Raw genomic sequence first — 23,096 nt, 5'->3', positions numbered from 1 at the left:
CCTACGCTATCGCCTACTGGCACGTCGACCAGCAATGTTTCTGCTTCGGTCACAGCTGCGTCAGCCTCTTCGCTGTTGCCTTCTTTATTCACTGCAGCTTCAAATGTCGTCATTGCTGCTTCCAATGTTGCTTTGGCTGCATCAATCTGCGCTTGTGTCGCCGGGTTTTCGAACACTTCTTTCGCTGCCTTGATTGCTGCTTTCAATACGTCGACTGCTTCTGACGGATATTGACCTACGCCATCGCCTACTGGCACGTCGACCAGCAATGTTTCTGCTTCGGTCACAGCTGCGTCAGCCTCTTCGCTGTTACCTTCTTTATTCACTGCAGCTTCAAATGTCGTGATTGCTGCATCCAATGTTGCTTTGGCTGCATCAATCTGCGCCTGCGTTGCCGGGTTTTCGAACACTTCTTTCGCTGCCTTGATTGCTGCTTTCAATACGTCGACAGCTTCTGACGGATATTGGCCTACGCCCTCGCCTACTGGTACATCAACCAACAAAGCTTCTGCTTCGGTCACAGCTGCATCAACTTCTTCGCTGCTGCCTTCTTTATTCACTGCAGCTTCAAAAGCGGTAATTGCCGCCTCCAATGTTGCTTTGGCTTCGTCAATCTGAGCCTGCGTTGCAGGGTTTTCGAACACTTCCTTGGCTGCCTTGATAGCTGCTTTTAACACGTCGACCGCTTCTGACGGATATTGGCCTACGCCTTCCCCTACTGGCACATCAACCAACAAAGCTTCTGCTTCGGTCACAGCTGCATCAGCTTCTTCGCTGCTGCCTTCTTTATTCACTTCAGCTTCAAATGTACTGATTGCCGCTTCCAACGTTGCTTTGGCTTCATCAATCTGAGCCTGCGTTGCAGGGTTTTCGAACACTTCCTTGGCTGCTGCAATCGCTGCTTCCAGTGTTGTTTTGGCTGCCAGCGGGTACTCACCTATGCCTTCACCTACAACGCTGTCTTTCAGTAGCGTTTCTGCGCCGATCACTACCGCATCAGCTTCTTCACTGCTACCTGCTCCATTTACCTTAGCTACAAATGCGGTAATTGCCGCTTCCAACGCCGCCTTAGCTGTATCAATCTGCGCTTGTGTTGCCGGTTGTTCAAACACTTCCTTGGCTGCTGTAATCGCAGCCTCCAGTGATGTTTTGGCAGACAGTGGATATTGGCCTATGCCTTCGCCTACAATGCTGTCTCTCAGCAGCGTTTCTGCGCTGCTCACTACCACATCAGCTTCTTCGCTGCTGCCTTCTTTATTCACTGCATTTTTGAAAGTTGCGACCGCTGCTTCCAACGCCGCCTTAGCTGTATCAATCTGCACTTGTGTTGCCGGTTGTTCAAACACTTCCTTGGCTGCTGTAATCGCAGCCTCCAGTGTTGTTTTGGCAGACAGTGGATATTGGCCTACGCCTTCGCCTACAATGCTGTCTCTCAGCAGCGTTTCTGCGCCGGTCACAGCTGCATCAGCTTCTTCGCTGCTGCCTTCTTTATTCACTGTATTCTTGAAAGTTGTGATCGCTGCTTCCAACGCCGCTTTAGCTGTATCAATCTGCGCTTGTGTCGCTGGTTGTTCCAGCACTTCCTTAGCTGCTGCAATAGCAGCTTCCAGTGTTGTTTTGGCTGCCAGCGGGTATTCGCCTACGCCTTCGCCTACAACGCTGTCTTCCAGCAGCGTTCCTGCTTCGGTCACTACCGCATCAGCTTCTTCGCTGCTGCCTTCTTTATTCACCCCAGCTTCAAATGCCTTGATTGCTGCTTCCAATGTTGTTTTGGCTGTATCAATCTGCGCTTGTGTTGCCGGTTGTTCAAACACTTCCTTGGCTGCTGCAATCGCAGCCTCCAGTGTTGTTTTGGCAGACAGTGGATATTGGCCTACGCCTTCGCCTACAATGCTGTCTCTCAGCAGCGTTTCCGCTTCGCTCACGACTGCGTCAGCTTCTTCGCTGCTGCCTTCTTTATTCACTGTATTCTTGAAAGTTGTGATCGCTGCTTCCAACGCCGCTTTAGCTGTATCAATCTGCGCTTGTGTCGCTGGTTGTTCAAACACTTCTTTGGCTGCTGCAATCGCTGCTTCCAGTGTCGTTTTGGCTGCCAGCGGATATTCGCCTACGCCTTCGCCTACAACGCTGTCTCTCAGCAGCGTTTCTGCGCTGCTCACTACCACATCAGCTTCTTCAGTATCGCCAGCCTGTATCTGCGCCTTCTTAAACACATCGACCGCGTCTACAAGGGCTTGGTAAGTAGCATCAAGCTTCACTTGCGAAGAAGGTTTATCGACCACAATAATCGCTGCATCAAATACTGCCTCCAATGCTGCTATTGCCTCAGCCGGATATTGTCCAACTCCGGTTCCTGCTTTGCTGGCCTCCAAAAGCCTGCCTACCTCATAAATTTTTTCGAGAGCTTTCGAGATATTGCCCGCTGGAATTATTTTAGCGATGAAAATACCTGCCGCATCTATCAGTTCCTCATAAGCCTGGTCAATCTCCTGCTGGGTAGCCGGTTCGCTGATCACATTCGATGCTGCCGTAACCGCTGCCTGCAAAATCGCTTTTGAACCTGCCGGATATTCTCCTGCGTCATCCCCCTCTTTGCTGTTGCTCAAAAGAGTGGTCAATTCCGTAATGGCCAATTGAAGATTTGTGCTGTCCCCGGCACGAACTACAGATTTCTGAAAATCTTCAACCGCATCCGCAAGTGTTTGAAGTGCTTCCTCTATTTCTTCTTGAGTTGACGGCCCGCCTGCTACTATGTTTGCCTCCTCAATGGCTGTCATGAACAACTCTTTGACCTCCGGCCAATATTGCCCTGCACCGTAGCCCTCCGGGCTAGTATCATAGAGTGTCATTGCCTCCGATAACGCCATTAGAAGCGGGGCATACTCGCCCTCCTGAATCTTAGCATTTTCGAAAGCTTCGATTGCTTGTACCAAATCATGATGGGCATCATCAATCTGTTGCTGTGTCCCGGGGGAATCCATCAGAGTCTCGGCAGCTTCAACAGCCTTATCCAAAGCATCGAAGGCTTCTGACGGATACTCTCCAGGACGATCACCCTCTGCGCTAAAACTCAAAAGATTTCTTGCTGCTTCAATTTTGAGTTGGAGCTCTGTGCTGTTCCCTTCCTTGATCACCGCAGCTTCAAAAGCTGCAACTGCGTTGTTCAGAGTTAGGATAGCCTCATCCATTGCTACTTGAGTCGCTTCTTCATTTGCCAAGTTTTCTGCATCTGTAATCGCGGATGCCAGTAAGTCCATGGCTTCTAGCGGATATTCTCCTACAGCATTTCCTTCAGTACTTCCCTCCAGGAGGATTTTCGCCTCAGTAATTGCGGCTTGTAGTGCTGTATTGTCTCCCGCCTTAATTACAGATTCTTCGAATTTCTCCATTGCATCCGATAATGCCTGGAGGGCCTTATCCAGTTTGGTTTGGCTGGCTAGATAGGTCGCTATTTCATTAGCTAGCTCTATAGCTTCATCAAAGTCATTAAATGCCGCATCTGGGTATGCACCGATCCCATCGCCTCGTGGACTTTCCCGATATAGGGATCGCGCTTCTATAACTTTTTCTTGAAGTTTAAGGTAATCTCCCATTTCGACCGCTGCAGCATAAAAGGTTGTAATTGCAGCATTTAGTGTTTGAGTTGCCGCGTCAATCTCAGCTTGCGAAGCTGCTGACTTGTCGATCAGAACTTTAGCAGCGTCAATGGCTGCCTTCAAAGCCGTTTTTGCTTCAGCCGGATATTCTCCAAAATCAGTGCCAACCCGGCTCATATTGTAAGCAGATGTCGCGTCGTCAATTTTGCCCTGTAACGCTGTTTTATCTACTGCCTTGATTTCTGCAGCTTTAAAGGTCGTGACTGCTGTTTCCAGCACTTGCCGCGCTTCATCAAGCTCGACTTGCGTCATCGGTCCGCTGATTGCCGTTTCCGCCACACCAATTGCTGCTTCAAGTGCATGCATAGCATCAGATGGGAATTGACCAGCACCCTCTCCTACTGGACTATTATCCAGGAGCTCTTTCGCATCAATGATGGTTACGTGAAGGAATAGCTGATTTCCTTGTACGAGGACAGATGCCTTGAAATCCGCCAATGTATTATTCACAGAAGTTAACGCTTGATCAACCTCAATTTGTGTAGACATCAGGTTGATTAACGTCTCCCACGCAGCATCTATGGAACCTTGGAGGATGTTCTTCGAATTTTCCGGATATTGTCCAACTTTGGTACCTACCACATTGTTGTTCAAAAATGCCTTGGCAGTCTCAATCGCAGCCTGGAGCGCGACTTTATCTGCATCGGGATTTTTGGCATCCAGGAAAATTTGAAATGCGTCCTTCAAATTCTCGTATGCCTCATTAATTTGTGCTTGGGTTCCTGAATAAAAAATCAAATGATTTGCGGCATCGATGACACTATCCAAATCTCTGTATGCTGAGTAAGGATACTGTCCTGGTCCATCCCCTTCCGAAGTAAATATCAAAATGTTGTGAATTTCATCAATTTTCTCCTGGAGTACCGAGGGATCTCCCCTCTTAATTATGGAGTCTAAGAATTTTGTAATTGCGGCATCTAAAGCTTGATAGGCAGCATCTAGCTCAGCTTCGGTAGAGGTCGGATTATTCCATTCTTTAGCCGAAGTAATAGCAGCTCCTAACGCATTTTTTGCCTCAGCCGGATATTGATCGAAATCTGACCCTATCGGGTAATAGTCATATTGCCATTGTGCATCGTTAATAATAGCCTGAAGCGGAGTCACTGCTGCCGCGCGAAATATCTCTATTGCATCGGATAACATTTGATATGCATTGTTAATTTGCATTTGATTTTCTGAAAAGTAGTACACATCTTCTGCTTGCATAAGGGCATCGAGTAAAGCGTCTCTTGCTTGTCTAGAATATTCTCCTACACCGTTCCCCTCAATGCTATTAAACCAAAGGTCGGACGCTTCGAAAATTTTGGATTCTAAGTCAGCCTTTTTTATCTCCGGTTCTTCCGGCTCTTCCGGTTCCTCCGAACCGTATAATTCGCGTGGGATGGAGGTGCTATATAAGCCGGTAAGAGCAGAAGGATTCATGCCCTGCGGGTAATAAACCCATTGGTTTCCCCGATTCGTGGATATAAAGTACTCTATCGTATGGGCTTTCAATTGTTTAAATTCGGGGTCAGCTAAATTAACGGTATACGTATCACCGTCCACATGGGTTAATTGGCCCATTCCCTTCACTATACTTAAACTGTTGGAATTTAATTCTGATCTGTAATAGACATTGATTGTTGGAACTTCGCCTTCCTGCAACTGCGTAATCTTGAATGTAGCGGGTATGTTGTCGAAACTGGTAACAACAGGCGGGGTATGCTCGACTATAGCTGCTGTGGATAAATCCGGTGGATCAGCCAGCTTAACCGTCAAAGCACCCTCCAACGAGTTCATGTCAATAACCTCGGGATATTGCAGGAATTCCTCATCTTCATTAGACATCGTGAAGAAATAAGTCATTTCATAGGCATTGGAATCTCTCATCTTACTGGAGACCTGATCGGTAATGTCTGCAGAAAATACTGAACTATTGCCTTCCCGGGTCAGATTGGAAATGTCTCCCCCTACCATTCCTGAGGCATTCTTATAAAATGTTCTTATCTGTACATTGTGAATTCCGCCATCCAGTGCCGTTGCACTTACGATGAGATGATTAAGATCACTTGTATCCAGCAGCGTATGGGCTATTCTTGGCTGCGCCGGTTGCTGAGTACCCCCACCTGAATTCACAGTAATAGTATGAGTAGTGTAATAATTCCCAGGCAATACAGCTTTGATGGTAATCGTTCCAGCTGGAGCTCCTTGATCAATGAGCAGTTTGTTGCCCACAATCCGCTTGCCTACCGGATTTTCTTCCTCAATTGATAATTGGACAGATTGTGGACTATAAGCCAATATCCCATACGCAGAGGTAACAATTATCTCTGCCTCATACGGTTCATCCGTAACATCAATAATACCTTCCAGCTCTGTCAAACCAGAAGGCATCTGCTTCACTATATTTGCATCCTCTTTCAATACCAGATCAGCCGCATGTATCAAGCCCGTCGGTATGACCATGGCAAACACTAGCAACAAGGCGATTATCCGTTTAAATCTCAATGCCTTTTCCTCCATTATTTTCATTTTTTCTACATCAATTTATTCTACACGACAGCGCTAAACGTAGAATAAACAAGAAAACCGCCACGAAGGGTGGCGGCATGAAGTAATGGATTGTCTACGGGGTTCAGTCCTGATCCTTATTCTTTTTCCTATATTCCTCTTGGATTCTTTTAGCCTCAGCCCACTCCTCCGGCGGAGTGAAGTACGCATCGTACTCCTTCAGCGCCTCCGGCGACTGCTGCTCTCTCCATTCCCGTAAATGAATCAAGTAATCTTCACCATACCCCATTCTCCAGCCAATGCTGAACGGCTCAATTTCAGGATACACCAGCCATTGCGGCAGCAAGAATTCCGGCACATATTCATCTAATCCGTTCCGAATCTCCATCAGCAGCTTGCCCAGCATATTGCCGCCTTGGCCGTTACCGCCGTCTCCCCAGTAGGCATCATTGGCCGTATGTTCAACTAAGGTACAATCGCCCGTCGACAACAGGATGGACTTTATAGCGGGATGCTGCTCAACCTTAGCCATCAGCGCTTCTCTCATGACCTCAACCTTGCATTCTTCCCAATCGGAACGAAGCGGCTTACTCCGGTCCCGCCCCAACCGTGCTGTCTCCATCGGCGTTCCGGCGAGCCGGACCTCTTCCTCATGCTCAGTGCCTGTGAACTTCTGCGCCTGAAAATAATGTTCCGTGGTTGCCCACGCCTTGCCTTTTAACACAATGGGGTACTTGGCAAAATTAGAGAAACAACCGTAAGGCTTATCTGTTTCATAGAAGCGTATAAAGCGTTCTTCGGGATTGAGAGCCAGCAGCTTTCTTCTGTTGTCTTCAAGTATCTTCTGGATGTGTTCCGGGGTGTTCATAATGAGCGTGCCTCCTTGTCCTATATTATCTAACCGTCATTCAAGTTCATAGTAAATCTACAAAAACGCGCCGAAATACAACTCTACCGCCTCCTGAGAATAGCCGTCTTCTCCCTGCCACTCCGCCATAGAGTTAAAATCATGACTCCCGCCTTTGCGCTTCCGGGGTGTGTCCCGCGGTACCAGCAATCCGGCATAGCCCCAGACCTCCATCAACACATCCCGTTCATTCTTACTGGAGGGAATTACGTCCTTCCACCGCTTCTCCAGCATCCGCGCACTCTCATGGTCCGCACAATCCCGTATCGCTTCGAGCATCCCGGAGAGTATGGCAGTATCCTCGGTGGTAACCTCGAACTCTTCTTCTTTACTTAATAATTCAAGGTCCATCCAGCAGTATAAAAGCCAGTTCAGACGAATACCGCCCCATTTGACCCGTTCGAAATTCAGCACATTCAGATCATTATTTATATATTCCCGGTCTGACATTAATCTGTAAAAGTTACAATCCCCGCAGCTGCTATAATTGGGCCGGACAACACTCCGCTGCTCATAAGTATGTACTGGTAGCGCGGAAGTCAGAACCCAGCTTGACAGGGCGCTCCGCAAATAGACCTTCTTCGTCGACAGACTGTGCAGGAACGCGGCCGCTGCCCGCTCCTTGGTAATCGCCCCATGCAGCTCATGCAGCCGCAAGACAATCTCGTCATGAGTAATTGTCACAGGATCGAACATCAGGCCTTTGCTTTTGGCATAGTCGAAATCCTCACCGGTGAAGGCAGCAGGGCTGCTTTTCCAGCCAGCGGAGGTCCAGAAGGTGTTCATGAGGATTTTCTTTGCTTTGTTGTCCATGGAGTCACTTCCTCGGGTTTGGCTTAATCCGCTCTATAGCTTAGTTCTATAGCTTCTATGTAATTACCTGTTTTCCGGAACTTTGACTAAGCTTAATTCTATCTATCCGCACTAAAATAGACCGCCAGGAGGCGATCTACTTATTACTGCCGATAAGCGAGCTTAACCGCTCCAGGAGGTCTCCACCGCCGGTTACAGAGATAGAGCCGATTTTGTCGCATATTTTCTCGAGGAATTCCAGCTCCTTCAGACGGAACAGTGTCTGATTCTCATCCATCAGCTTCGCTGTATTCAACAGGCTGCGCGTGGAAGCCGTCTCTTCCCGGCGGGTAAGCAGGTTCGCCTGCGCCTTCTTCTCTGCGAGCAGCACGGTGTTTAGGATGTCTTTCATTTCCCCCGGCAGAATTACATCCTTCACCCCCGCCCCGAGGAAACGCACCCCGAACGCCTCTTCCTTCTCCTGGATACGGGACAGAATGAATGTGGCAACATCCTCTTTTCGTTTCAGGAGATCGTCCAATTTCAGCGTCCCGACATATTCCCGGAGCAGGAGCTGTAGCTGGATGTGTATCTGCTCGTCAAAAGCCTTCATCTCCAGAACGCGGTGCGGACTTACGATGGTGTACTGGCATACGAAGTTCAGACGCAGCGAGACCTTATCTTCTGTCATCATTTCCTGGCCAACCAGATCCATCTGCTGTTGTCTTAGATCGACCGTCTTCGTCAGCACCGAGACCGGACCCTTCCAGAAATAATACTTACCAGGCGTAAGCTCCCGCTTGAGCGTATGATCATAGAACAGGAATCCCTGCTCGTAGCTCGCGATTTCGCAGCACTGCACATACGGAGTAAGCTTCGAGATAATCGAGCGGTCGATCCCGGCAGGCAGCTCCGGCTGCCCTATATCCGTATGTACGAAGGTGTGCTTTCTCAGGAGGTTCCAATAAGCATACACACCCGGCTTCAGCAGCTGCATGAATTGGCCATCCTCATAGTGCAGAACAATCTCATGATCCTGTACGCGTACGACATCGAGCTCCCGGAGGAGTTCATCATCCTGTAGGAACAGCTGCAGGTCTTTGCCCTCGACACCAAACGGTTTGGCAATATTCAGTACTGCCACTGTATGCTGCGACCATGATAAGTAACGGTAGGTTCCCGGCAGCAGCCGCTTCACATAACTTCCCTTATGAAAGAGCAGACCGCGCTGGTCCGCTTGAATCGTTATTTGCTTCAACATATGTATGCCTCCTTCATGTTTGACCAATGGCTGACAGAATCCCGCTGCAGCTCAGGCGGAATCACGTTTGAGACAGGCGGCCCTGCCGGGAGGTCCGGGAGGACTACTTGAGGTCCGAGGCTAACCCTACTTCAGCCGGCCTTCGTTCCCTTCAATCCTTGCCACAGCCTCCCCAGTTGCCGCACCATCGGTATCCACGGATTGCAAAGCCCTTCCGCAGTGCGCTCTACTAGCCGCCAGAGATTCTGTCCATTGGTTTCCTTACTCAGATTGCGCTTCAATTGTCGCTCGATGGAAATCGAGTACTGTACCAACGTCGCTTAGAAGGCGATTAGGGACTCTTACCGAAACGGACCGTACAGGATACCGTAACATACATGCCGGCACTGCGGGATCACCTGAGATCCCCGCCTCGTTACGCCCGCCCGGATAAGAACCGGATGTAGGATGAACGCGCTCGGCGTTATCATCTTACAGGTTCTATCATCGCTGATATCCCCCCGAACGAACATGGCGAAAGTATTACGACGGAAGAATAAATTTCCAGAGGGGAGTCTTGAACTGCATAGAAAAAAGCTCAAAGGCAGGGATGGGAAGCCTGCGCTTGAGCTTTTTTTGGGGATTCAGTTTATTTCCAGTTGTAGAATTTTATATTTTCACTTCCTTAGCGTTCACTGTTCCCTGCATAACCGATTTAAGCAGTCCGCTAGCGCTACTTTGGTTATTTTTCAAGCAACGAGTATCCCCAAATACAAAGAAATGATCTTTGGCCCGCGATACGGCTACGTTCATGAGGCTCTTATTAGCATCAATAAAATAGCATCCATCATTCACACCATATACTGTTGAGAGTATGATTATATTCCGTTCAGCCCCCTGAAATGCATGCACAGTGCCCACACTTATTTTTTTCCATAATTGAGGCATTTTTCTCTTTAATGCTGCTTTTATATATCCTACTTGAGATTTAAACGGCGTTATTATTCCAATCAGATTATTCTCCGCATCTTCCGGGTATGCACTACGGATTGTATCAAAATGTTGATGCACCCATTCAGCGATTTCAGCTGCCTCCGTATGGTTATACCTACTGGCTCCTTGTTTCTTTGATTTATCGCTTTCAATTTGATGAAATCCCATTTGCGGCCAAGCTTGCAGACGATTCTTACGGTTAGCTCCTCTTCCTCTCATAGGAATGAGGTTTCCTCTATACACCAGCTTATTGCAATAATCTATGATTTCATCATAACAACGCCGATGTTCGGATAGAAACAAACCCTTCTCATCATATTTTTCATATTTACAGCTTTTTGAGGCAACCTTCATTACACTTGATCCGAAGCTGGTCAAACCAAGCTCTTCTAAATTACTGTATTCGTCAGCTGATTGGATTAACCCGCTAGTCAGAGCCAATGTATTATCCAACGACTTGTTAACACTCCATACAGGTTCAATCTGATAAACATCCCCAACGACAACCGCTTTCTTTGCGAGTGCGAATGCGCCAGCGGCAAGTTCCGGTGATACTTGTCCAGCTTCATCTACAATTAACAAATCAATAAAGTTGTAGAGAAAAGTATTCTTCTGACCTGTATATGCCAAGAATTGCTTGGGAAGCGTGTGGAAAGTCATTACTAAGCAAGGAGTAATCAAAGAGAGTCTGTTATACAATTTAACAAGTACATTTTCATAATTTCTGCCTTTTTGCTTGTCACTCAGTTCATCTTCGCCGCTTGCCCACCTACATTCGAAGTAATGAACCGCTAACCAAAACTCATGGTAACGAATTTTCTTATCAATTAGTTCATTGATTGTATCCATCGAAATCTTATACATATCAGATTCGTGATCATGGAGGGTGACCCCGTGCTCTCTCAGTATTTTCAATTGTTCGTCATAACTCTTAATCCAGTCCTCAATGAATTGTGCATCTTTTTGTAAGGATACAGATGAACTCCGGAGTTCAGAAATTTTGAGACTGTATATTTCCTTGATGTCTTCAACAGTCATGTATTCATTAAGAATCGTAAGCTCATCCGTGGAAATAAATAGCCTGAATTCCGTTTGAATTCTTTTGAGATTTTTTCTAATTATTTTCGAGAAAAGTCTAACCAAGTAAGGTACTTTGCTATATGTCGCTTCCCACCCAGATACTCTATCTTGATATCTATGAATTTGCTCTTCGAAACCATCTATCTTTTCCTTAAGCTTATCTAACTGCAGATTTATGGGGAAATCAGGATTATGGAATTGTTTAGATTCCTCACATAGGGCAAGTAGATTTTTTTTCTTTTCCTCCAAGAACAATAACTCTTGGTGAAGAGCAATGCGGCACTCCCCCACTGTATTGAATTCTTTACTAAAATGTTTCCCGCATTGATCTATTATTTTAGCTTTGGAATTATTAATATTCGTTTCCGTCTCGATATCTGATAAAAAGTATTCGCCTTTATTATTGGTGATTTGATAGCCTTGTGCCGCCTCCTTCACTTTCATTCCAGAAGGGAAATAAGTAGCAAAGCTATGAACACCTTCTACCCAACGTTCTTCAAGACTCGAATCAAACATTTTTTTAATATTGCCAAAGGAGGCAATAATATTCGTAACAGCTTGATTATTGGTTGATGTTGCTACAATCAGAGGCGGCTTGTCTTCTGAAATTGCTCTTTTCACATATGTATCAGCAACTATAGATTGTAAGAGCGTGGTTTTCCCGGTTCCCGGGGGCCCGTTGACAGCCAGCACTTCACCGTTATTCATATTATTGTAATGATTAATGGCTTCTCTTTGAGAAGGAGATAGTGGGTACTCTCCACCCATTTGTCCAGCATGCAAATACATATTAGACAGTGAATTAGGAATCAATGGCTCCGAGATCGCTTCTGATGTTGAAATGAAGGTATCATATAGGGGCTTAGCCTGTGAATCTTCAAGGATGTGATTATACAGCCTCATAATATTGAATGTAGCATTAACTGTGCTATCAATAAAAAGATACATATTCTTTTCCAGTTCAATCTGAGTATGCTCTTCTTCATTAGTAATGCTGCTATCTTCAAATTTACTACTCGTTATCTTTTCATAAAACTCTATAACAAACGAGAGATAATCGTCCCATGTTTTAATCAACTGTACTTGATCAACATGGTCACTTATATAAGAATCAACATTACTTGCACTACCGATAGCTAATTTAGGTTCTATCATCGGTTGCAAGTACTCTCTGGGGAACCATGGCAGCTTTTTATTATCAGAGTCGAATGAAAGGTAGCCGTTATCGTTTAATTTTGCAGGTACAAAAAACAGTCCTGTCAACTCGTCAATATCATCTTGTATTTTGGCACTTGCTTCATATATTGTCTTTACTGTTTTAATACAAGCAATGACGTTAATAGATGTTTTTTTAGGCTTGTAACCCTCATCATTGGAATCCTTATTAGCTTCAACAAAGACCTTCTCGCACACCTCACTATGAATTCTTCCCTCCAACAATTGAGAGGGCTCAATAATAAAAAAGGTATCGTTTTTAAAATCCAAGCCTGTATTTGCCTGGGCCGCCACAGCACTTCTGAAATACTTTGTAACACTTTCTGCTTCTCTGTTCATATCAGACTCCTGAAATATATATTTGATCTCCATCGTAAAAAGCTAGTTCGCTTAAGAACACACAGTAATCCAGCTTCGTAAACAAGGCTGCTCCCTAAGAGCTCTGCCATTAAGTATACCTAGAATAGGAATATTTGTAATAGATCTCACTAAATCTTCATCGTTATACACCAAAAAAAGCGATACAGATAAACTCTGTACCGCTGCGTTTTCTATTTCACTTACTATTACGCATCCTTTACTCCCCTATATATTCCTAACCTCCACAACCCTACCCAAATCCACATACTCCTCATGATCCAGCTTTACCTTCACCCGGCCCTTGCGACGCTTCTCCCGCCATTCCCGCAGCGCTTCCTCTGTTTCTAGACGGAGCTCGGCAATCTCCAAAGCCCGGTCCAGGATATACTTACTGGTATAGAGCACTGTGTAGATCCCTTGGCCCCCCAGCGTAATAGGAACGGCTATGTTCTTCCATTCCTCAATCGTGAAGCGTACATACAGCTCCTCCTCGGTACCCGGCCGACAAGGGATTTCCTGAATCTCCTTACGCCGCAGCACCTTCCAATCCGCTACCTTCCCTACCCAGTGAATGCCTGTTTTGGCGGGATCAATGAACTTCTTTCGAGATTGGCACATAGCAATGTATTCGATCTGGGTTAGGAGCTTCTGGCTGGCAAGATTCTTAAGCGGCATATGATAAAAAGCTTTCCGCACCGCCACCGCCACCTGCTCCGGCCCCCGGACAGATCCGACCAGCACATTTTTGCCCGCAAGCTGATTGACGTAGTATTCCTTCGTGCCGCGCGGACGTGTCGAGCGTTCGTAAGCTTTTTCCGGACTATCCTGAATAATCTCAGCTAAGAATTGCTCCACCAGGCTTGTAGAATTCGGCAGGAACGGCAAGGCGCCAATGTTCAGCAGCCCGATGCTTTTGTAGAAACGGTGGGTCTTGTACCGCTCCTCATCAGGATACGGAAATAACACATACGCCCCGAACATGCTTCGCTCGTATTCCCCGGAACCTGTCTCCTGATAGACTATCGCGTCCCGGTAGCGGTGCATCGTATTAATATCATCCTCTTCCGGTCCAGGCTGTCTATATTTCTGCTGATAGGAAGTCCCCTCATACGCCGGATTCAACCGATACTTCGCATCGAACACATACTTATACTCCTTGATCTGACCCGCATCCTTCTTCTTCAAGGTAAGCACATTGTCAGGACGTTGACTGAGCGTCGGGGTCCTGTCTGTTCCAGGAATCGCATTGTAGTACAGGATGAACTGTTCCCCGTTGAGCGGATTCTCATAGACCATCTGAGCGCTCTGCGAGCGATCCAGCGTCACAAAGATCCCATTCCGGTTCACCTTAATAATATCCTGCTTCACTAGCTTATACTTCTGCCCCAGAAGCTGATTCAGCTTAAGGAAGCACCAGTATTCATAGAGCTGCGCGACATCCTTCATGGATAGGCGAAGCAAGTCGCCTTGGATCGACAGGCCTTTGAGCAGCATGAGATAACAGCGATAGACCTCCCGGTATCCGGGGGCCATCTGCAGCACCAGCGTAACGGACATCTGCTTCAGTGCTCCAGCCTCCCGCAGGAAATCAATCTTAAGTACCCGCTCTAGCTGAGTGAGCAATGTGTCGATTCTTCGGATGAGTAGCGAATCTGAGGTTCGGCTGTTCTCTTTCCAGCGGCTTTTAAGCTCCTTCAGCTTCCCGTGAATACGTTCCAGCATCCAGCGGATGAACCGGTTCTCACTTGTATCATAGGCAAGGCGCTTCCGTGTCTCTATTAAGTGCGATGCTGTGTAGGTCCGGTTGCCGATCGTTAAGAAGCCATGGTCCATGTCTTCTCTTAACCGTTCAGGATGCTTCGCGAGCTCGCGAATGTTCTCTCTTCCGGCTTTTTTGACCCGGCCTGCATCCATTAATCGGCGTTCCTGGAGCAGTGCAACATTAGGATTCTTGTTGATCCGCTCAACGGCATCCAAGAGCTGTCTGAATACATGCTGTAGGATGGCGAAGAACTCCGTCAGGCTCTGATGCTGCGTCTCCTTAAGGCCAGTTAGCTGGTAGGTCCGGCGCAGAAAATCAAAGGCCAAATTATAGATCTGTGCATTCACCTCATGCAGAAGGTTCTGGTAATCCAGCTTATAATCCAGCTTTGAGGGGAAAATCTCCATCTCCACCCGCAACAAGGTCTGTCCATTACTACGAACTTCCCATTCCGTCAGCCCAACCTCATTCCCAAAGTTCAGCACACCTGCAAGGATAGACTCACCCAGCGGCTTAACCGCCTGCCGTAGCAGCACATTTTCATGGTAAAAAGTTAGGTTATCCGTTGTCTTGTTCTGAATCACCAGTTCATACGGCTGCGTCTCATAAAAGCAAGGAAAGGACGACTCTCCCGGCTGCCAGTCTACCAGCCCATAGGCTTCAGGCGAGAACACCTTAATCTGCACTTCCCCAAGCCGTTGCGAGCAGGTAATTCCAAGCTGAGCATTCACCCACTCCTGCTGCGGGGAGCGATGAAGCTGCAACGTCTCCACCGTAGGATGATAGGGCCGCCCCTGCACATATAGCGTAAAAAGCTCCGTCTCGATACGGAGCAATTCCACCGCCTGATTAAGAGAGCCAGTATGAGGTGAATCCATCTTCCTCCAGCCTCCTAAGCATATAAGCCAATTTACGGGCACTTTGCGGATGCTTGACCCCAGGCGGATTCTGCCCGGCAGCCCATCTCAGATAGAGTGGCGAAGCATCATCGTCCATGAGTTCTCGAACATTAACCGTAATGCCGGCACTGCTACCTATCGCAACCTTCATCAGATTAAGCAGCACCCGGCGCACGGAGGAATGACTTCCCTGGATACGCGGCAGAATCTTTTGCAGCAGTTGCCAGTCAAACGCCTCTTCCTCAACCATCAGACCATAGCGCTCGTTATAGATCATATAGAAGCAAACCGCATCCCGCACCCGGAAGCCCACATGAGCATGGATATCCTCCAGCAGCGTATTAATCTGAACCAGTCTCTCCGTTGTCCGCACAACGAGCTCCTGATGAGTATCATAGGCATCCACCAGCTGCAAATAATCGGAACGGAGGAAGAGATGATTCAGCTCATTAAGATCAGCGGGATCACCCGCGTCCTGCTCAGCCCCTTGCGGATACTGCTGCAGATTGATGTAATTGAACTCCAGGGTGCTTGCACGGTCCAGAACTTTTTTGCTAAAAGGATGCGTAGTCTCATCCATATTCACCGTCCCGATCAGGAACACATTCTCCGGGATGCCCAGGCCGCCATATATCTCTCGATCCTCAGGTGTACCCAGCAAGGCACGAGAGATAAGCTCCTGCGTCTGAATCTCACTGTCCCGCCACTCCTGCGTTTCCAGCACACTTAACAGATCACTGAAATAATGCTCCACCCGGGCCAAATTCATCTCATCCAGGCAGATAAAATAAGGCTTATGCCGATTCTCTGGCTGCCGCGCCTCCACGAACACCTTCGTCATCGGACCCGGCTGGAACCTGCCCGACAGATCCTTATACCCCAGCAGATCCGCAGGATCACTCCAATCCGGCCGCACCGGAATCAAGGTATACTGTTCATTATCCCGCGTCGCCCCCAGCGCCTCCGCAAACAGCTTCACCAGGCGTGTCTTCCCCGTCCCCGATATCCCCGCCAGAATGACAAACGGCTTCGCCTTCAGCGAGAGGTAGAAGTTCTCGATCAGGTGCTCTGGGAAAAAGAAGCCTTGGCGGCGGATGTGGGATTGGATTTGGTGGAGAAAAGCTGTAATGCTAGAATCGGATGGTGGTAGAATAGGAATCACCTCACGCAAGCTCTCCATACTGGAGGCAACCTCATCTTGCTCTAGAATAGTAAAATTAGGCCAATTCACTTCTGTCGTGAGTGACTGAAGCACTTGAAGCCCTTGTCTTGAAAAGCGGAACAAATACCCTTGATTCACTCCGCCTCCAGTATGGAGCGGTCCTTGGGTGATATTCAGTTGCATAATTTGCTGATTGAACTGTTGTAACGCAATGAACGGAATGAGTTCTACGTAATTGGTGCGAACCAGGCTTCCTTCCTCTTGCCAACCCGTATTAGCCATAGAGCCTGGTTTCGGTGCTTCTACTGCCGCATCTGTAACCTGGCTAACATAACGAATAGCCTTATTGGAGTAATGAAGGATGATATCTCCTTGTTTAACCTCCTTCATCGTCTCCCAGTGATATAGCTTACGGCCTTGAGTATTCAGTAGAGGTGCCCACAGAATCCCCGCTTCCTTCTCCGCTTGAATGGTGGTTCCCTGATTCACCCACCATACATTAGGCTTCGGCTGATACGTTATGAACTCTAAACGGTATTCGAAAGGAACTCCTGTCGCAAAGAAATCTATGTATTCGGCTTGATCTTCAGGAACAACAACCTGAGGTCGCTTCGCATCATCTGCTAGTTGATTCGTTCTCTCTTGCATAATGTAGGAATAGGAATGCTTGAAGACTTCAATTAACAACTCCTTCAACGTCTGATTTCCGTTATAGCGAAGTTGAAGAGCTTCCCGACTAGCGGATGCTTGATCAATTTTAAATAGCGTGGCTTCATAGTCTCGATCTTCATAGAAGAGCTTAACCTTTATTCCTTCACCCAGGTTAGGCTGTTGACCTTGATTCGCTTCCAGGAAATCCGGATGAAACTCAACGGGAATATGCGTACCATCACGAAAGATGGAAAAGTCCACTTTTTTGCGGCCGATTAAGTTAGATATCTCTGTATCCTTCCACCAGCTTCGTAGTTGTTTGATCATGTATGTTAACTCCCTTAGTCCAATGATAGGTATTTTACTGTTGCTACACCTTATTCCCCTTTATTCTCTGTATATGAAGCTTACGAATCTCGGGATCGGTGATATTAGCCTGAACTAAATGATCGTATATGGTCTGGGCCTGCGCCACAGAAATGGGAGGCTCAGGAGTTCCATTCTTCAAACTAATCAGCTTCCTAGAGATAAACTCACTTAGTTCCACATCATAGACAACCAGCTCGTCCGAATGAATCTTCCGAAGCTCAGGATCAATACTAAACCGACATCTCATTGTGAATGAGATCATAGAGACAAACTTCACTACTGCTACACCTTTTATCAGACTCTCAATGGCCCTGATATGCCCGTAGTTCTGCTTCAGCGGATTATACATCTTATAACGATTGCTCACTGACCATTGCTGATCCGTCCGTCCACCCTTAATTTACCCATTGTAGTTTTTCGTCTCGATGACAAATAAGCAATATGGAGAAATAACAACATGATCTACCTGGGTGTAACCTGTTCGTGACCTAGAATTAGGGAGCAACAGATCGCTTAACGGTTTACACTCCTTGGGTAGTTGGTCAAGTTGGATATTGATTTTATGCTCGCCTAACTCTCCAATTCGTGTGGGGGCTACCTTCGGCTTCGACTTTGGAGTTGGTGCCTTACGCACAGCCAGTGACGGTTTAGCGTCTGACTTTTTGAAGAGAGACAACAGTGCTTTAAACATAGCCCAACCTCATATCATCTGGATTTACAATATGTATGGTAATTCGACAATATGGGAAGGATTACCTTCCAAAAATACACAACAAAAAAAGACTGTCGCATGGACAGCCCCAACATAAAGTTAACGTATACCTTGGATTCCGTCTTAATCTGAGAGAATAGAAGGAGCAGCAAATGCATTAGCAAGCTGCATTCCATCCTTAAACCCTTGTAGATATAGACGTTCATAAATAACGGAGTGCTTTAAAGAAAGCTTATCTTCCCAATACTCAAACTCTGGCTTACGTGCAATATCCATGGAGACAAACAACGCTTGAAAAGCTTTTTGCTCTTCTTCAAAAGCTTGTCTAGGCTCCGATTGACGTTCAATCCGTGCGCTCACCTCATCCAATCGACCTCGAATCGTTTCTATAAACCATACTGGAAAGCTCACCACATCTCCTCCACGACAGAAGTTTAACCGAAACGCATGTGAATATCCGTTCTTTTCTTGATACATCTGATTAATAAGTTCATCCACTCTACGACTCTGGGCTTGCTACATTGCCGCTTAACGAAATACCCTGCTCCAGTGACCACTGCCCGAGTTCATTCAACTTGCGCTTTTCCTCCTCGTATTTGTGCATTAGTTGTTGAATTACACTCCCTCCTTTCTGGAAGGGTATGTCTATAGACGATATATAGAAATTTCAGTGCGTATTAATCCAATTGTATGCGAGGTAAGTATTATTTTAATGCGAATATCGAAATAAAATAAAATATTGTGAGGCGACTTCGAAATGAAGCATTGCCCAGAACCACCAGGTGACAAAAATATCATCAGAACCCGAGTGGTCCATTCAAAAAGCTAAGCGAATGAAGCAAAAGGATTTTCTCGCCAGGTTACAAACCTTCGGCTTAGAAAGTAGCCCAACCAGTTTATAGCGATTGGAAGGTCAATATAGACTTATGCAGGATTATGAGGTGGTTGCTATTGCGAGAGCGTTGGAGGTTTCTGTTGGGGAGGTGTTGGGGGAATGAAAGTGAAATCATAATTAAAAATAAAAAAATAATAATTATTCTCCACTCTACTTAACTACTATTTATGATACGATTCTATAAAGCGAAATAAAGGATACCCGATTGGGCATCCTTCTATAGTTGTATGTGGTCTAAAGCGGCGAACCGTGAAAGTTCAAATCCTCGTTTCGCTGTAGCGTATGGATCACGCTTTTAAGGAGGTATCATGAATTATAAATTTATATAATTTTTTCCGTAAATCAGGTCTTTTTTTATGTTTGAATTGAGGTTCTTTCCTCCCATTTAACAATCCAAATGTCTGTAAGACCTGCCTTAAGGTAACTCGCCCATTTTCTCATAAACCATTAATGTTTGTTGTTAGTTTCCCACCCAAATACAGTTTATTCTCTTCATCAGTAATCATGCAAGCGAATACACACATCCAACCAATACTCAGGTTCCTCTAAATCCACCTCCAAAAAATGAATCGGCAAATGATTCTTATAAATTAAGTTTTTTGTGGTTACGAGCTCGTGATGCAATCCTTTTTTACTACTATCAATGTACTGAGTAGAGCACCTTGTGACCAACACTTATTTCCTAATAATTTCCAGGAAAACTTTGTTTGGTAGTTTTCACCATTATTAAATTGTGAAAATCTTTTTTCACCCTTCTGGGATGTGTTTATTTCTTAAAACTTCATATGTTTCCTTTAACGCTTGGTCTTTGGTAATAATTTAATATTGATTCGGTCTTTTTTCCATTCCACCACACCCACCAAAAGGCGCTCATATGAATTGCAGTATCTTAGTATTTCGTCTATTCGCTTAGGCCAGTAATTTAAGTTTATGAGTCCCTACTATATTAAGAAGAACTTAAGAATGATGGCCAGCTGATAGACGCCTTCCTTGCTACCCAGGATTTCGTCCATACAGCAAGTTAGATTTTTAAGTTCACTCTACATAGATTATTAACTTAAAGGTTAGAATGTTTTTGTCCTTAATGTTGCCCACATTTGAATCATTTGCTATAAACGAAAGACTTTCATCACTTCATCCCCAAGATGGTTGATAACCTTGACGGCTATGCGTCCACTTTTAGGTTTAATAAAAGTTCGCGATATATCACTGTTTAATGTTTCCCATGATTCTATGTCAATTTCAGCCTTGAGTGTATTTTTGAGAGCCTTATAGGGATCATCGGCCCCCAAGAAATAGGCATGGCGTACAAAAAAACTTTCCTCATTATAATCAGTATCGATAAACCAACAAGCAATCCCGTCAGCCCCGTCGCTACGTACCTCACCTGTGCTTGGATGGAAGACATCAACTCCGTTAATCTTTACCTGAACTTTATCATCCCCGCTATATACGAGGTCTATATCTGGCTCGCCAAAAATTACAAATAAATTGCCTTTTCCATTATTCTTGAGATCATTGGCCATATGCAAATCTGCGTTCATACGTGCTTTAAGTACCGGTAAACGTCCAATCTTATGAAACTCTGAAGAATGAGCATCATAATTAAAAGCACAGGCAATGAGTATATCAAAGCCTGCGTCACCTGCCTCACGTGCAGCGGCAACAAGATCAGGTCTCGAAACAGTTCCAAATTCAGGCCCAACAAAGATTGCAGCACGCTTTTCAATAACCGAATCCCCAGATTCATCGGCAAAACGTCCTTCAGCACATATTAAATCTCCAGGCCAAGGCGTAACAGAGGAGAAATTAATTTTGTCTTCTTTATTGGCCTGTTGCACGCCCGCAGTCCTCAGATTTTCAAGAATCATCATTATGAAATCCTGCACCTCATCATAACTTTCCTTTGATTCTACAATGAAATCAATCAACTCGTCATTCTCATCCACCGCTAGAACACGGTGCGGCAACAGACTCTCTACGGTAAATGGCCCTGCAACACGAATTTTCTTATTATCTTCAAACGGTTTATCATAGAGATATTCGAATTCAGCCTTTGCTGCAATAGATGCGTCTATTTCTTTTTGCCGGGCGATACGGTGATTCCACCACTCAGCATGCAGTTCCTTCGCACCTACTGACCATTTCTCGTCAGCCTCTCGTGTAATCTCCCATTCTTTAAACTCATTCCCAGTTTCTCGATTTAAGGCTTTCCGAATTGGTTCAAGAATATCGTCAAATCTCTCCCAAATAACATCAATCTCTGAATTGTTGGCAATCGATTTTAACGTGATATGCGGTACTCGATCATAGACAAAACCATGACGTATGTCATTGTGTGTCTGTCCTTCAGAAAGTGCGGTGCGAGTTAACTCAGCCTCTTTAATTTGACCATCCCTACTGTCGGCCAAATAATAATACGGGTATGTTGCTCCCATTACCCTTGCGCGCGCTAAAGCAAGGGCTACTCGTGAAGTGTCAATCGTAATCCAACGACGTCCCCACTGCTCCGCAACGTATGCAGTAGTTCCAGAGCCGCATGTAGGATCAAGTATGAGATCACCTGGATCGCTAAACATCAAGAGTATTTGTTCAACAATCCTTACGTTTGTCTGAACAACATAAACCTTATGCTGTGCACCTGCAAGATTCTTGGTCCAGATGTTGTTGTTTGGTGCAGCCGGTTTATCGTTCCACGGTTCGATATAGAATGGTCTAGTAGTACCTTTGGAAACTCGGCCAGCATATTCTAGACGCCGCCGTCCTTCCTCATGTGTTCTCCAGTGCCGCCCTTTACCTGGATAGTATTCTTTGGAAAAGACATTCCAAGGCACCTGCGAGTTCTGAGAATCCCCATCCTGCGTTAAAGTAATGTCTGTTCGAATTGGTACGCGATCTTCTGGAATTAACTCCGGATTTTCCTTCCATTCCTTTGGAATCGAGTTCACACGTAGTTCTGAGTCTAGCGTCTTGTTAAATTTTGAGAAATCTATTCCGTCCAACGCCTTTTTAGGGCGAATAGGACGATACTTAAGTTGAGTCTTAGACTTAGCATACACGACCAAATAGTCAGACACTGACGGAACGTAGTTGGATTCTTGGTGATGTGTCTTCTTTACAGTAATGAGACAGACAAAATTACTATCACCAAAAACTTCGTCAAGAAGCACCCTAGCCCGATGGACGTTTTCATCTCCGATTTGAAGAACAACACAACCAGTATCACTCAACAAATCTCGTGCAGCAGTTAGTCTGTCCCTTAAATAAGTCAAGTAAGAATGAATCCCATCTCGCCAAGTATCTCGAAAAGCCTTAACTTGCTCTGGTTCGCGAGTGATGTGACCTGTGTTTCCATCTTTTACATCTCGGTTCGCAGTCGACCACTGGAAGTTTGAATTAAACTTTATACCATAAGGCGGATCAATATAGATACATTGCACATTGCCGCGCAAGCCCTCACGTTCTGCAAGTGAGGCCATGACTTGAAGACTGTCACCGAGTATCATTCGATTTGTCCAGTTGGCATTATGCTGATAAAACTCAGTTTTTGCATTTTCATTTAGCAAACCATTAAAATCGTCAAATAAATCAAGCTGGAGGTCGTCCAATTTCTCCTCATTATCGGAACGACGCTGCAGATCATCGATCAAGAATTTGGGATGAACCTTCTCCTGAATATAAAGAGGCGGTGTTTGAACCACCAGATCGGACCAATCCTGATCGTCTTTCCCACGCCAAACCAATTGTGGATCAAGATCAACATTCCGACGATTATAGGAAACTCGAATAGTCTCTTGCTCTTCCTTAGACATGACAGAATGGTATTCCACCGTAGGAATATTCTTGCGGGTTGCCTCATCGTGTCTAAGAATTTCAACCGTTCTCCTTGTTGTATATTCGTCCAATTAATACT

The 23,096-nt window shown here is 45.8% G+C and carries 8 protein-coding genes and 2 pseudogenes; all 10 read right to left on the bottom strand.

The annotated features are described in order from the left end of the window. Window positions 1–6,167, bottom strand: a 6,167-nt coding sequence (locus GC101_RS27450) for an FIVAR domain-containing protein (RefSeq protein ID WP_171719915.1), incomplete at its 3' end; no start/stop codon positions are given. A gap of 352 nt (window positions 6,168–6,519) precedes the next feature. Beyond that, window positions 6,520–6,960 (bottom strand): annotated as a pseudogene (ybiA, locus tag GC101_RS37040) (riboflavin biosynthesis intermediates N-glycosidase); the annotation flags it as partial. Between the two features lie 111 nt (window positions 6,961–7,071). Beyond that, window positions 7,072–7,866 (bottom strand): hypothetical protein, encoded by a 795-nt coding sequence (locus tag GC101_RS27440; RefSeq protein ID WP_171719913.1) that lies wholly within the window; start codon window positions 7,864–7,866, stop codon window positions 7,072–7,074. A 136-nt stretch (window positions 7,867–8,002) separates the two neighbouring features. Continuing rightward, window positions 8,003–9,106, bottom strand: coding sequence for a slipin family protein (locus GC101_RS27435; RefSeq protein ID WP_171719912.1), 1,104 nt, complete (start codon window positions 9,104–9,106; stop codon window positions 8,003–8,005). 648 nt (window positions 9,107–9,754) lie between these two features. Further along, complete coding sequence (locus GC101_RS27430) at window positions 9,755–12,712, bottom strand: DEAD/DEAH box helicase (RefSeq protein WP_171719911.1); 2,958 nt, start codon at window positions 12,710–12,712, stop codon at window positions 9,755–9,757. 246 nt (window positions 12,713–12,958) lie between these two features. After that, window positions 12,959–15,373, bottom strand: coding sequence for a restriction endonuclease-like protein (locus GC101_RS27425; protein ID WP_171719910.1), 2,415 nt, complete (start codon window positions 15,371–15,373; stop codon window positions 12,959–12,961). After that, a complete protein-coding gene (locus GC101_RS27420; RefSeq protein WP_171719909.1) occupies window positions 15,345–17,534 on the bottom strand; it encodes an McrB family protein in 2,190 nt (729 codons plus the stop codon). The genes GC101_RS27425 and GC101_RS27420 overlap by 29 nt, the downstream gene beginning before the upstream one ends. 43 nt (window positions 17,535–17,577) lie before the next feature. Further along, window positions 17,578–18,267, bottom strand: a pseudogene (locus GC101_RS36815) (nuclease-related domain-containing protein). Between the two features lie 144 nt (window positions 18,268–18,411). Continuing rightward, window positions 18,412–18,786, bottom strand: coding sequence for a hypothetical protein (locus GC101_RS27410; RefSeq protein ID WP_246354537.1), 375 nt, complete (start codon window positions 18,784–18,786; stop codon window positions 18,412–18,414). A 1,506-nt stretch (window positions 18,787–20,292) separates the two neighbouring features. Next, complete coding sequence (locus tag GC101_RS27405) at window positions 20,293–23,088, bottom strand: site-specific DNA-methyltransferase (protein ID WP_216626768.1); 2,796 nt, start codon at window positions 23,086–23,088, stop codon at window positions 20,293–20,295. Window positions 23,089–23,096 lie beyond the last annotated feature (8 nt).

The organism is Paenibacillus phytohabitans, assembly GCF_013141775.1.
GTDB classification, from domain to species: Bacteria; Bacillota; Bacilli; order Paenibacillales; family Paenibacillaceae; genus Paenibacillus_AQ; species Paenibacillus_AQ phytohabitans.
Note: the sequence above shows the minus strand (reverse complement) of the source record. Positions and strands in the feature narration are given on the sequence as shown.